This window comes from Granulicella sp. WH15 (assembly GCF_009914315.1).
In the GTDB taxonomy this organism is placed as follows: domain Bacteria; phylum Acidobacteriota; class Terriglobia; order Terriglobales; family Acidobacteriaceae; genus Edaphobacter.
Genome location: NZ_CP042596.1, coordinates 210,959 through 223,861, shown reverse-complemented (window position 1 = coordinate 223,861; position 12,903 = coordinate 210,959). Strand labels below are relative to the sequence as shown.

Annotated in this window: 12 protein-coding genes and 1 pseudogene; 6 read left to right on the top strand and 7 right to left on the bottom strand. The window is 60.8% G+C overall.

Translation table 11 applies throughout. The annotated features are described in order from the left end of the window. Positions 1 to 214: 214 nt before the first annotated feature. The 3 genes from FTO74_RS00960 to rpmA all read left to right on the top strand — a co-directional run bounded on the left by FTO74_RS00960 (position 215) and on the right by rpmA (position 1,909). Complete coding sequence (locus tag FTO74_RS00960; protein WP_162536469.1) at positions 215 to 931, top strand: hypothetical protein; 717 nt, start codon at positions 215 to 217, stop codon at positions 929 to 931. A gap of 326 nt (positions 932 to 1,257) precedes the next feature. Further along, entirely contained in the window at positions 1,258 to 1,581 is a 324-nt protein-coding gene (gene rplU, locus FTO74_RS00955) for a 50S ribosomal protein L21 (protein WP_162536468.1), read from the top strand. Between the two features lie 52 nt (positions 1,582 to 1,633). After that, entirely contained in the window at positions 1,634 to 1,909 is a 276-nt protein-coding gene (rpmA, locus tag FTO74_RS00950) for a 50S ribosomal protein L27 (RefSeq protein WP_162536467.1), read from the top strand. A 222-nt stretch (positions 1,910 to 2,131) separates the two neighbouring features. On the opposite strand, the gene FTO74_RS00945 is transcribed toward rpmA, so the two are convergent. The 3 genes from FTO74_RS00945 to rpsU form a co-directional block, all read right to left on the bottom strand. After that, positions 2,132 to 3,028, bottom strand: coding sequence for an MBL fold metallo-hydrolase (locus tag FTO74_RS00945; RefSeq protein ID WP_162536466.1), 897 nt, complete (start codon positions 3,026 to 3,028; stop codon positions 2,132 to 2,134). A gap of 129 nt (positions 3,029 to 3,157) precedes the next feature. Then, positions 3,158 to 3,769 (bottom strand): zinc-ribbon domain containing protein, encoded by a 612-nt coding sequence (locus FTO74_RS00940; RefSeq protein WP_162536465.1) that lies wholly within the window; start codon positions 3,767 to 3,769, stop codon positions 3,158 to 3,160. A gap of 166 nt (positions 3,770 to 3,935) precedes the next feature. Continuing rightward, positions 3,936 to 4,133: a 30S ribosomal protein S21 gene (gene rpsU, locus FTO74_RS00935; RefSeq protein WP_013581735.1), complete on the bottom strand. Its 198-nt coding sequence runs from the start codon at positions 4,131 to 4,133 to the stop codon at positions 3,936 to 3,938. A 139-nt stretch (positions 4,134 to 4,272) separates the two neighbouring features. Between rpsU and FTO74_RS00930 the strand changes: the two genes are divergently transcribed. The 3 genes and pseudogenes from FTO74_RS00930 to hisS all read left to right on the top strand — a co-directional run bounded on the left by FTO74_RS00930 (position 4,273) and on the right by hisS (position 6,486). Continuing rightward, positions 4,273 to 4,785, top strand: a complete 513-nt coding sequence (locus FTO74_RS00930; RefSeq protein ID WP_162536464.1) for a gamma carbonic anhydrase family protein — start codon at positions 4,273 to 4,275, stop codon at positions 4,783 to 4,785. A gap of 93 nt (positions 4,786 to 4,878) precedes the next feature. Then, positions 4,879 to 5,091: pseudogene (locus tag FTO74_RS19935) on the top strand (ATP phosphoribosyltransferase regulatory subunit); the annotation flags it as partial. Further along, positions 5,074 to 6,486, top strand: coding sequence for a histidine--tRNA ligase (gene hisS / locus FTO74_RS00920; protein ID WP_255462603.1), 1,413 nt, complete (start codon positions 5,074 to 5,076; stop codon positions 6,484 to 6,486). The pseudogene FTO74_RS19935 and the gene hisS, both read left to right, overlap by 18 nt. Positions 6,487 to 6,813: 327 nt before the next feature. Here the strand turns inward: hisS and FTO74_RS00915 are convergent, their stop codons facing one another. From FTO74_RS00915 to FTO74_RS00900, 4 genes are all read right to left on the bottom strand, one after another. Then, entirely contained in the window at positions 6,814 to 8,082 is a 1,269-nt protein-coding gene (locus FTO74_RS00915; RefSeq protein ID WP_162536463.1) for a M20/M25/M40 family metallo-hydrolase, read from the bottom strand. Positions 8,083 to 8,137: 55 nt separating this feature from the next. Continuing rightward, positions 8,138 to 8,920, bottom strand: a complete 783-nt coding sequence (locus FTO74_RS00910) for an ATP-binding cassette domain-containing protein (RefSeq protein WP_162536462.1) — start codon at positions 8,918 to 8,920, stop codon at positions 8,138 to 8,140. 149 nt (positions 8,921 to 9,069) lie between these two features. Beyond that, positions 9,070 to 10,782, bottom strand: coding sequence for a M20/M25/M40 family metallo-hydrolase (locus FTO74_RS00905; RefSeq protein WP_162536461.1), 1,713 nt, complete (start codon positions 10,780 to 10,782; stop codon positions 9,070 to 9,072). Between the two features lie 319 nt (positions 10,783 to 11,101). Beyond that, positions 11,102 to 12,673, bottom strand: coding sequence for an NAD(P)/FAD-dependent oxidoreductase (locus tag FTO74_RS00900; protein WP_162536460.1), 1,572 nt, complete (start codon positions 12,671 to 12,673; stop codon positions 11,102 to 11,104). Positions 12,674 to 12,903: the final 230 nt, after the last annotated feature.

Sequence of the window (12,903 nt, the reverse complement as noted above, 5' to 3'; positions counted from 1 at the left end):
TATACTTGAAGTGTCGACAGCAGTATGAAGTACCGCCGGTGGTATTTTTTGCTGTCGCTTCTCAACAAAATCCCGCTAAAAACCTAATTTCAATATCACATAAATAGGCGTATTTCTCATTGACACGGCATTTTCCCTGCACTAAAGTTTGGTTATCTTCCCCTGAATCATGGCAATCGGCCATTCTCTATCACTTTCCACACGGCGGTGACAAATGAGTGTCCCTAATCCATCTACTCGAGCAGTCTGGACAGAGGCCGAAAGACGCGAAGCCGTAGCTCGCGCCAAGGCCAATATCGAAGCCCACAACCAGAGTTCACCCGATCCCAACCGTAAAAGCTTCTTCGCCCCCTCCAACAGCCTCTTCGTTGCCACCGGCGTGGCCTTTATCCTCTACGCCTTCAACGTTGGCGGATTCCAGGATTTTCTGGACGGTTTCTTCAGCAAGCTGATTCTCTCCGTTCAGTTCGAAAATAAAGCCCTTGCAGCCGCCATCCCGCATACCTGGATGACGCTCCTGGTCTTCTCCGCCCTGCTCGGCCTCTTCCTTGTCGTCGATGAGCTGAAGTTCCGCCAGAGGGCTCGCAGCCGCGCCGCGCGCAAGCCCATCACCATGGAGGAGTTCATCGGCTTTGCGGCGCAGCACCACATCAGCGCCACTGTGGCCGAGGAGGCGTACAAGCTCCTGCTGCCGCACTATCTGAAGCACCTGCGCACCCGTCTCACCGACAGCCTCAGCAAAGACCTGCAGCTAACGCCCACCGAACACCTGGCTCTCTACCGCAAGCTCCTCTCCCGCACCAACCGCACGCAGTCCGACCCGGCGCAGATCGAGACCGTACTCGACCTACTGACGACCGTGGAGGCCTCTTCGCCCCGCTTCGCGACGCAGCTCGATGAGGAGTCGCTCCTCGTCGCTGTGCCGGAGTAAGAAAGCCTCAAAAAAAATTTGCGCGAAGCGTCCAAGACAGCATGAAGTGCCGCCCGCCCGGCGTGAGGACGCTTTTGCCGCTGCTTTTCGCAATCTCCATTGACCCGACCCCCAAACCACGGTACACTCGTTAAGTTTGGCGATGCAGCTTGTTCTCCCGCGAAGAAGGTTGGGAAAATACAGGCTGCAGGGTCGGCCAGCCTGAGAGCTTGGTATCATAAAGCCTCACCGGCAGGCGGACTTGATGCAGATCATCCTGTATACGCCCCTTGAACTACATATTTCTAAGGGAATGCAAGCGCACCAGCGCTGAAGAGGGTTTGGCTATGTACGCAGTAATTCGCACAGGTGGCAAGCAGTACCGGGTCGCTCCGGGTGATGTCCTCAAGATCGAGACCGCCGCACACGAGAACGGCGCGATCGAGTTCGCCGACGTGCTCGCCGTCTCCGGCTCCGAGGGCAACTTCGAGCAGGAGCTGACCGGCGCCAAGGTCACCGGCACCGTCCTCGGCCAGGGCCGCGGCGAGAAGATCCTGGTCTTCAAGTTCAAGCGCAAGAAGCAGTACAAGCGGATGCAGGGCCACCGTCAGGCCTTCACGGAAGTGAAGATCAACGAGGTTCTGGTCAACGGCAAAAGCTTCACCGCGTAAATTTATTTTGAGAGCGCCAGTCCTTTAGCGACGGCGCGGAAGAGGTACAGAGATGGCACATAAAAAAGGTCTAGGCTCCTCCAAAAACGGCCGCGACTCGAATGCACAACGGCTCGGCGTCAAGCGGTTTGGCGGCGAAGCAGTCCTTGGCGGCTCCATTCTGGTCCGTCAGCGCGGCACACCGCTCAAGCCCGGCGCCAACGTCGGCCGCGGCAAGGACGATACCCTCTTCGCCAAGATCTCCGGCGTAGTCCGCTTCCAGGATCGTGGCCAGAAGGGCCGTTTCGTCTCCATCGATCCGGCTGAAGTCGTCGCGGTCCACGCGTAGTCTTTGCTGCAAAAAATCTGAAAGAGCCCTGCTCCGGCAGGGCTTTTCTGCGTTTGCCCGCCCTTGCCGTTGCCTGTTCTTGGTTGTCATTCAGGAGCGAAGCGGAGGAATCTGCTTCTGTCTTTGTTCTTGCTTCTCAGCCGCAAATGCAACAGCAAGAGCACCCTGACGCCGGGCGGGCGGCACTTCGTGCGGTGCTCGACGCTTCGCGTGAAAGACCTTTCAAATCTTCGGGATGGCCACCGGCTTACCCTTGTCGTTCAGCTCGACATACGCCGCCGGAACATGATGGTCGTGCGTAAACAGTACCAGCCACCGCTCCGGAATCGCCCGCGCCAGAAACCGTTTCCTCTCCGCAATACACCGCACCGGGTCCAGGTCGTACCCCATCACCCACGTCGGATCGAGATGGTTCGACGTCGGATGCAGATCGCCGATGTAGCACGCGTGCTCACCTCCCGATTCGATATGCACCCCCATCATCTGCGCCGTGTGCCCCGGAAAGACCTCCAGCGAGATCCCCGGCACAATCTCCGGGTCGGCCTCAATCGCGTCGTCATCGACCAGAATCATCTGCCCGCTCTCGATCAGCGGATCGTAGTTCGGCGACAGGTAGCTCACACGGTCACGATCCAGTTGCAGGTGCCCGTGCTCCATCTCGCCGCGATGCGCGAAGTACCGCGCATTGGGAAAGGTCGGAGTCACGGAGCCATCCGGATACAGCGTCGTATTCCAGCCGCAGTGGTCGAAGTGCAGGTGCGTGTTGATGACCACGTCCACCTCCTCCGGCCTGATGCCTGCGGCGGCCAGCGACGCAGGCAGTCGCGCCTGGTTCTGGTGGATCTCCTGCATCTTGGCGCTCTGCTTGTTGCCGATGCCGGTCTCGATCAAAACGGTGTGCCGCCCGGTCCGAATGACGGTTGTGTTCAGCCCAAGCAGGATGCGGTTGTCGTCGTCGGGCTTCATGCGGCGCTGCCACATGGTCTTGGGCACCACGCCGAACATGGCTCCGCCGTCGAGCAGGTAGGTGCCGTCGGAGCAGATGATGGTCTCAAAGTCGCCGAGGGCGAAACGGGCACGGACAAGATTGTCGTCGGTCGGGAGAGCTGCTGGGTGCATAGTCTGTCGGAGTGGTGCAGGGGAATCTGCGTTGCCCGTAGCCAGGAAAGGAGAAACAAAAGAGCTTTTACACGAAACGTCCAGAACCGCACGAAGTGCCGCCCGTCCGGAGTGAGGATGCTTTTGTTGTTAAGCTTTTGGCGCCTCAGCCGCAGCAGCGATCATTCCCGCCGAGACCTCGGTATCCGACTGCGAGAGGACATTCGCCAGGTTGACGGGGACAGGCGCGGCGATATCCGCCGTGATGGAGGCGAGATCGGCAGCGGTAGCGACCGACGAGTTCGCCGAGGCGTTGGCGATAGAAGTGGAAGCCAGCACAGCGGCTTCAGGTGCCAGGATCGCGCCATAGGTGTTCGTCGAGAGGTCGGTCAGCGCGGTCGCGGTCGCATCGCCGGTGAGAACGGCAGGCGGGGGTGCGGCGGGGGGAGCAGCCTTGAGCTTGACCTGGAAGCACTGGCGGCACAGCACGGGGCGGCCCTGGGTCGGCTTGAAGGGAACGGTAGTCTCGACCCCGCACTCCGAGCACTCGGTGCGTGTTTCGGTGCGGGAGATACCCGCGGCAACCGGCCCGGAGGCGGGCTTTCCGGCCAGTCCGGCGCGCCGCGACTTGCACGGCTTACAACGTTTGGGATCGTTTTTAAACTGTTTATCCGCGAAAAAAAGCTGCTCCCCTGCCGTGAAGATGAACTCTCCACCGCAGTCTGAGCACGTCAGCAATCGGTCAACGAATCTGTACTCCATCTCACTTCTCCCGTATGGGCCATCCACTTGAAACAAGCGTGTCTGCTGATACAGCAGAGGAACGGGCCCGGGTACGATCTGTCTGGGGAGTAGTTGTCGGGGTACTTGTGTTGGGAAGAAGAGCCGCCTTCATCGCTGAAGGCGGCCCAACCGTGTTGCTTACAAGCTAGTCCTGTTCCTTACGGACCTTCTTGCGATTACGTTTCCGGGCGAGCGCCTCTTTAACACGCTTCTTCTCGCCTGGCTTCAGATAAAAGGAGTGACGCTTGACCTCTTTGATAATGTCTTCGGTCTGGACTTTGCGCTTGAAGCGGCGCAGGGCATTTTCGAGGGGTTCGCCTTCCTGAACGCGAATCTCTGCCAAGGGAAATACACCTCACAATCGGGCCTTAATCAGGCTATCTTCTAGATTACCCCCTATGTGGGCCGGATGTATCAGAAAACTCGTACTTTTTTTACGATATGTCGCAACCGGCTAGAATCAACGCCGAGGAATCCAAACCATGATCCGTAGCTATCAGGGAATCCGCCCCACCGTTCCGGCCACCTGTTATGTCGATATCAGCGCGCAGGTTATCGGCGACGTCCAGCTCGGCGAGCACGCCAGCGTCTGGATGAACGCCGTCCTGCGCGGCGATGTGAACGCCATCCGGATCGGCGCGCGGTCTAATGTGCAGGACTGCGCCGTGCTGCACGGGATGCGCTACCTCTACCCGGTCATCGTCGGTGAGCTGGTGACGATCGGCCACAACGCCACCGTTCACGGCTGCGTGCTGGAGGATAAGGTGCTGGTCGGCATCGGCGCGACGATCCTGAACAATGCCCGCATTGGCGAGGGGTCGATCATCGCCGCCGGTTCGGTGATTCCGGAGCAGACGGTGATTCCGCCGCGCTCGCTGGTGGCCGGGGTTCCGGGCAAGATCCGCCGTTCCATCACCGACGCGGATATGGAGTCGATCCTGAAGTACGCGCACAACTATCTGGATTACGTGGAGATGTACCTGAAAGAGACTTAAAAGCCTTTCACGCGAAGCGTCGAGAACCGCACGAAGTGCCGCCCGCCCGGCGCGAGGGCGCTTTTGCCGTTGTTTCTATAAAATGAAACTCTTATGTCGACTCTCAAGGCCGTTCGCGGCACCCGGGACTTACTGCCGCCCGACACCGATCTCTGGAACCGCGTAGAAGCCACCGCCCGCTCCGTCTTCAGCCGCTACGGCTTCGGCGAGATCCGCACCCCCATCATCGAAGCCACCGAACTCTTCGCCCGCGGCGTGGGCGAAGAAACCGATATTGTCTCCAAGGAGATGTACACCTGGGAAGATGGTGGCCGTCCCGAAATCAAACTTCTTAAACGCACATGGCTCCAAGCAAACCCTCAATATGAGATCGAAGATCCGCCAATTGGAATAGGCGCAATCAAGCCACTCCCAGATGAATTTGTCATTGCCCGAAACTTTGATCAGCGTATCTTCATTGAGTTTCGCGTCAAACCTCCAACTACAATCGATGTAGACTTGCGCGCTCGTCATGAATGTCTTGTGCTATTGGGGCTGAATCACATAGTAGTTGTACCTAGAAGCAAAATCGATGCTTTGGCTCAATCAAGTTACGAGGCATCGAGCATTCTTCTCGAGCCGATGGCAGGTACATTCGAAACTAGTACCCAGCTCCTGACCCTGCGCCCCGAGAACACCGCCGGGGTCGTCCGCGCCTACATCGAGCACAAGCTCGGCGACACCGGCCAGCTCCAGAAGCTCTTTTACATCGGCCCGCAGTTCCGCCGCGAGCGCCCGCAGCGGGGCCGCTACCGCCAGTTCTGGCAGATCGGCGCGGAGGTCCTCGGCCCGGTCAGCTCCGGCGCGGAGTCCGCCATCCGCGATGCCGAGGTGCTGGAGATGCTGGCCACGCTGCTCGATGAGCTGGGCGTCACCGGCTGGCGGCTGGAGGTCAACTCGGTCGGCTCGGCCACCGACCGCCCCCGCTACGTGGCCGCGCTGCGTGAGGCGCTGGCCCCCATCAAGCATCAGATGTGCGAGGACAACCAGCGCCGCGCCGAGACCAATCCGCTGCGCGTGCTGGACTCGAAGGACCCCAACGATCAGGAGCTGATTAACGGCCTGCCGAAGATCGCCGACTATCTGGACGAGGCCTCGACCGACCACTTCCGACAGGTGCTGGCGGCGCTCGACGCGGCAGGCGTGCCCTACCACGTAAACCCGCGGCTGGTGCGAGGGCTGGACTACTACACCCGCACCACCTTCGAGTTCACGGTGCCGGACGGCAGCGGCCTGGGCACGCAGAACGCGCTGCTGGGCGGCGGCCGCTACGACGGGCTGAGCGAGATGCTCGGCGGCCCCAAGGCTCCGGGGATCGGCTTCGCCATTGGTGAAGATCGCCTGATCCTGACGCTGGAAGCGCAGGCCAAGACGGCGGAGACGAAGAAGCTGGACGCGTACATCGCCCCCATGGGCACCGCTCAGAACGCGGCTGCGCTGGCACTGGCTCGGGAGCTGCGCCGGGCCGGGTTGTCGGTGGAGCTGGGAGACGGCAGCTTCCGCCTGAAGAAGAGCTTCGAGGCAGCCGACAAGGCCGCTCGCCGCGTAGTGATTCTGGGCGAGGACGAGCTGACCAGCGGCATCCTGACGGTGAAGACCTTCGCCACCGGCGATCAAACCAAGGTAGCCCGAACTGATCTGTCAGCCTTCCTTCAGTCTTAACACGCGCAACGTCCAAAACCGCACGAAGTGCCGCCCGTCCGGCGTGAGGACGCACTTGCCGTTGCTTGTTTTCTTGGTTGTCATTCAGGAGCGAAGCGGAGGAATCTGCTTTTGCTGTTGTCTTTGCTTCTGCCGTTGCGGTTGCTTCTGGGGTAGGTCCGGGCTTTAGCCCCGAGGTATGCTTTCTTCTCTCGGCCATAGAAGCAACAGCAAAAACGCCCTCGCGCCGGGCGGGCGGCACTTCGTGCGGTGCTCGACGCTGCGCGTAAAAACCTCTTCACGCAGAAAAGCCCCGTCGAGACGGGGCTTTTCCAAAAGCAAAAACCCCTACTGCGTCAGCAACAACGTCGTCAGCAGCAGATTCTGCACACCCTTATACGAATCCGTCGCATCAAAACTCTCGCTCAGAGCATGAGCATTCAACCCAACACCACCGCCCCCCATCGTCACCGCAGGGATGCCGAGGTGCATCGGCACATTCGAGTCGGTCGAGCTGGCCTCCAGCTCCGGCTTGCCCAGGTGCATCGCCGTAATCGACGCCCCCACCGCCTTCACGATTGCCGCATCCGCAGGCGTGTTGCCACAGGGACGATTGCCCACCGTCTCGAGCTTCACCGTAATGGTGCCCTTGCCCGGATGCAGCGCGTTCTCCTCGGCCACACCGTCCGCAACGGCCTTCTTGAACTTCGCATCCACCTCATCGAGCGAGGCCTGGTCCGACGAGCGCTCGTCGAACTCGAACCACGTCTCAAACGGAATCGAGTTGACTGACGTACCGCCGCCGATGCGGCCGACGTTGAAGGTGGTCTTGATCTTGGTCGGCACCTGAATATGAGCGATCTTCGCGATGGCGAGGCCCTGCGCGTTGGCCGGGTTCACCAGCCCGAATGCTCCGTAGCTATGCCCGCCAGGTCCGGTAAAAGTGACCTTGTAGCGGTAGCTGCCCACACCCACGTTGACGATGCGCGAGGGGTCGGTGCCGTCGATCGAGATGAACGCATCGATCTGGCCCTTGAGCGTGTCGTTGAAGAGCGCCTTCACGCCGCGCGAGTCGCCCAGGCCCTCTTCGCCCACGTTGGCCACGAAAGTGACCGTGCCGGGAGTGCTGATCTTCGAGCCTTGCAGCGCCGATATGAGCGCCAGCATCGAGGCCAGGCCGCGGCCGTCGTCGCTGATGCCAGGAGCCGCAAGCATATTGCCGTTACGCTTCACATGCACGTCCGTACCCTCGGGGAAGACAGTGTCGAGGTGCGCGGCAATAACGAGGCGCGGGTGCGCTGAGACGCCGGGACGGTCGCCCAGCACGTTGCCGGTGGCGTCGATGCGTACGTTCTGGAGCCCGGCAGCGAGGAAGAGCTTCTTCAGTTCGGCAGCGCGCGTCTGCTCGTGGAAGGGCGGCGCGGCAATCTCGGTGATGCGCGCCTCTTCGTCGATGAAGTGCGGCTCGTTGGTCTGGATCGACTGCATGACGGCCTTGACGGCAGGGTCGGCGAGAAACTGCTCGGCGGTCTTCTTCGACTGAGCCAGTACGGAGGTTGAGGCGAGAGCAATAAGGCAAAGGGATGTTGCCACAAGCGCGAGGGCGCGATGCTTCATGGATCGTCTCCAACAAAAGGGATAGGAACATGATTGCACACCGGCCCGCTTCGCTTCAGGCGGGCAGCTCGGGCGTGGCGGCGATGAGCTGCTGCGTGTAGGGCTCGCTCGGGTGCTCGCAGACGCTGAGCACGTCGCCCACCTCGACCAGACGGCCGCGCTGCATCACCGCCACCTGGTCGCAGAGGTAGCGCACCAGCGGCATGGAGTGCGAGATGAACAGGCAGGTAAGCCCGTGGGCGCGTTGCAGATCGCGCAACAGGTTGATGACCTGCGCCCCCACCGAGACGTCGAGCGCGCTGACCGGCTCGTCGAGCACCAGAAACTCGGGCTTGAGCGCGAGCGCCCGAGCGATGTTGATGCGCTGTCGCTGGCCTCCGCTGAACTCGTGCGGGTAGCGGTCGAGCACGTCCGCCTCCAGCCCCACGCTGGCCATCAGCCCGAACACGCGCTCCCGCACGTCGCTGCGCGTGTAGCCGCCGTGAATGGCAAACGGCTCGGCGACGATCTGGCGAACGCTCATGCGTGGGTTGAGCGCGGCATACGGGTCTTGAAAGACGATCTGCATCCTCTGCCGCAGCGCACGCAGCCGAGAGGATGAAGCCGCCAGAACATCTTCTCCCTCGAACCGCACCTCACCGGCCGTCGGCTCGATCAGCCGCAGAATCATCCGCGCCACGGTGCTCTTACCCGAGCCGGATTCGCCCACCAAGCCAAGGGTCTGCCCACGCCGGATCGAGAGCGAGACGCCATCGACCACACGTGCCGAGCCATAGGACTTCACCAGCCCCGTAGCGGAGACGAGCACGTCGGGTTCTGTCGGCGCAAGCGGCGGCATCTCCGGATGTTAGCACCGCAACGCCCACGCGAAGCATCGAGAACCGCACGAAGTGCCGCCCGCCCGGCGTGAGGGCGCACTTGCTGTTGCTTGTTAAAAAGAAAACCGGGGACAGCCCTCTCAGGCCATCCCCGGTTGCTGCATCTACCTTACTTCGTCTGTCCCTTGGGAGGAACAGTCGTCGTAGCGGCGTAGTTGTAAAGCTCATCGACGATCGACTTCTCCGCACCGGCCATACCGTACACCTTGCCCGCGCCCTCGATCACCCAGAACTCGTTCGCCGCGTGCGCTCCGCCACCGTACCCGGCGCTGCCGCCAGCGATCGGCAGGCTGATCGGCGTCGTGCCCGGATCGCCCTGCTTGCCGTTGGTGAACAGGTAGCCCGGCCAGGCGCCGGACATATTCGTATCTGCCGCATCGGTCGCGTTCATGGTGTTGGTCTTGCTCATCGGCGGCGTCCACGGAATCCCGAAGTGATCGAACATCTTCTCGACCGCGTGTGCCACGTCGGTATCGAAGTCCATCGTCGACCAGGGCTGGTCGCCGATCAGCGTCAGCTTCACGTCCTGGTAGCCGTTCTTGTCGAGCTGCGCCCGAATCTTCTTCAGCAGGTCCGCGCTGGTCATGTTCGGCACATAGCGGATGCTGTGCTTGGACGTGATCTTGTTCGGCAGGATCGCGCCCGAGCCGCCCGGATACATATTGCCGCCCCAGATGCCGTCCAGGTTGAACGCCGTGCCGAAGCTCGACATCTTGAGCACCGTGTACGGATCGTCCGAGATGAACCGCGCCACGCCCACACCCGCCGCCATCTTCTTCAGGTCCATCTTGGCCGCGGCGTCGTGCATCCGCTTGTCGGCCTCGGGCGAGATCGGGACGATGTTGTCGCTAAAGCCGGCAATCGCAGGCGTGTTTCCATCGCTGCCCATCAGGCTCGAGAGCATCTTGATGTGCCGCCAGGCCGGGCTATCCACCGAGCGCTTGAAGATGCCGTGGATATCCGATACCGTCGGTCCGCGGCCCCAGTCCTTGCCGCTGGTCGAAAGCTCGATGTACATCAGGCCCTCGGACGCGCCCATCACCGAGGCGGCGCGCGCGCCGTTCTGGCCGCCGAACATCAGCATCGCATCGGCGGGCTTCAACAGCTCGGGATGCGTGGTCACAAACTTGTTCAGGCCCATCGACATGCGCTCTTCGTCGCCCTCTGCCACAAAGATCAGGTTCACCGGCAGCTTGCCGTTGACGGCCTTGATCGACATGAGCGCGTTCAGCTCAGTCATCTCAGGCCCCTTCGAGTTCACCGCGCCGCGCCCAATCAACACCTTCTTGAAGGACGGGTCGATACCCGCCGTCGCTCCGTCCACCAGGCGTGCCTCGAACGGCGGCGCGATCCACACATCCGGCTGCGTGATCGGCATGGTGTCGTACATCCAGTACACCAGCAGCGTCTTGGGCGCACCCTCGTCGCACTTAGCGTAGACGACGGGGTTACCGGGCTGGCCCCACTTGGTCACGCCCACGTCGAAGACGCGGGTGGTCTGGCAGCCCAGCTTGTCGAAGAAGCCCTTCACCATCTCGGCCGACTCGGGAATGCCCTCGCCGCTGTTCGAGATGCTGGGCTGTTGAATCCACTTCTGCAGGTTCTCGACGTGCTCGTCGATATGCTCGTCGATGAACGAGAACACCTTCTTCTCCGCGTCCGGCATCGAGCTGGTGTCTATCTTGACCGTCTCATCGCCGTAGGGGCGGATACCGAGCGTCTTGGCTGCGGTAGGAGGAGGCGGTGCGCTGGACTTCTGTTTCGTGCATCCGGTCAAGCCGAGACCGAGTACAAGACAAGCTGCAATGTATTGGCTACGCATGATTCGCTCCGGAAAACAGATAAAGAAAATAAGCCTTAAGCCACCGCAGATGGATCCCGAAGCCCTCCCCTGGGAGAGGAGCTTTGGATGAAGCAAAAAGATTAAGGACTTGTGCAGACAAGTGTATTCAATTTCCGGGCAAACGACGAATGAGAGGAAATAAACTTTCCCACGCGCAGCGTCGAGCACCGCACGAAGTGCCGCCCGCCCGGCGTTAGGGCGCAGTTGTTGTTGCTTGTTTTAGAAACAAAAGCAAAGACGCCCTAACGCCGGGCGGGCGGCACTTCGTGCGGTCTTGAACGCTTCGCGTGAGAAGCGTTTATTTCTTTTCTTCGTGGTACTCCTGCTCGGTGTTGATGCTCCAGATGCCAGCCTTATCCACTCGCCCGGCCACCAGCCCATCCACCACCGTCATCGCCGTCAGCATGGAGTGATCCTGGTTGTTGTACTTGTGCATCCCATTCCGCCCAACCAGAAACAGGTTCTCGAACGAGTCCGTAAAGCTCCGTAGCTCGTCAAAGCGGTCGTAAGTGCCAAAGTAAGCCGGATAGGTCTTAGGCACCCGCACCACATGACCATCGCTCACCGCGCCCGGAGCCAGAATCCCGATCTTCTCCACCTCGGCGATCGCGAACGCCTTCATCTCTTCGTCGGGCATCTTCCACAGCGGGTCCGTGTCGTAGCAGAAGTACTCCAGACCAATCCACACCTTGCTCGGATCGGCCACGAGGTACGGGCTCCAGTTGTTGAAGATTTGTAACCGTCCCAGTAACACATCCGGCTCCTGTACGTAGATCCACGTATCCTGCAGCAGCCCGCCGTCCGGTTCAGTCACCTTCAACTTATCGGCCAGCAACCCCACCGTAATGAAGTCGCGATACTCCAACCCGTCGGAGACCTCTTGAACATTGGCTGGAATGGGGCAATCGAGCGCCCGCGTCAACTCCTTCATCGGCATCGTGGAGAAGAAGTAATCTCCCTCGAACCGCTGCCGCTCGCCCTGTTCATTGATCGCCGTAACGGCGGTGACGCGCTTGCCGTCGCAGTGAATGCCTTCTACCTTCCAGCCCATGTGGATCTCGCCGGATTTGCCACCGATACCGTTATAAATAAGATCGGCCACATGCTCCCACAGTTGTCCGGGACCGAACTTCGGGTACATGAACCGCTCGATCAGGCTGGTGTCCGTGTCCTTCTGCGAGACGTCGCCCTCACTCTTGCGGGCAAACGCACGGCTGACAAAGTGCTTCACCGCCGTCGTCAGCGACAGGCCCTTGATCCGCTGCGCGCCCCACTCGGCGGAGATGCGGTCGCACGGCGTTCCCCAGACCTTCTCGGTGTAGCTCTTGAAGAAAGTGAGGTACAGCTCGCGCCCGAAGCGATTAATCAGAAAATCCTCAAGGCTCTTCTCGGGCGTAATCTGGTGCATCCGCGACGCCAGATAGCTGGTGCCGACTCGCCAAGTCCGCGTGATGCCGAGGTTGGTCAGCGTGCTGGCCGTCAACCGAATCGGGTAATCGAAGAACTTGCGCAGATAATAAATACGGCTCTTGCGCGGACGAATCAGCATTACCAGATCAGGATCAACCGGCTGCGTCTCAGCAGGCTGCTCGGGCACCGCACGCGTCTTGCCCTGGTACGAGATCGCCTCCGCCGCCTCCGCCGGTGGCATCAGCTCCATCCACCACTGCATCACCCTATCGGACTTCGAGAAGAAGCGGTGCCCGCCGATATCCATGCGGTTGCCCTTGTACCGGATCGTCCGCGAGATGCCGCCGATCTCGCCGCTCGCCTCGAGGATTATTGGCTGAATGTCCGTCCGACGCAGAAGCTCCAGCCCGGCTGTAAGCCCCGCTGGCCCGGCTCCGATGATAATGGCTCGTTTACTCACGCAACTTCTAAGTATAGTCGCGTTTGCTGTTGCTTCTGGGGTAGGTCCGGGCTGGTAGGTCCGGGTTTTAACCCGGACGCGCATAGGGTTTTAGCCCCGAGGTATGCTTTCTTTCGAATCAGCAAAAACTGTCCTGCCGGACGGGCCTCCTGCGCGGAGGGCGGGCGTTTACACGCCTTTTTACTGCTTCGCGCGGTCCTCCCGTTGGTCGGAGTTGAAATTCTCATCTC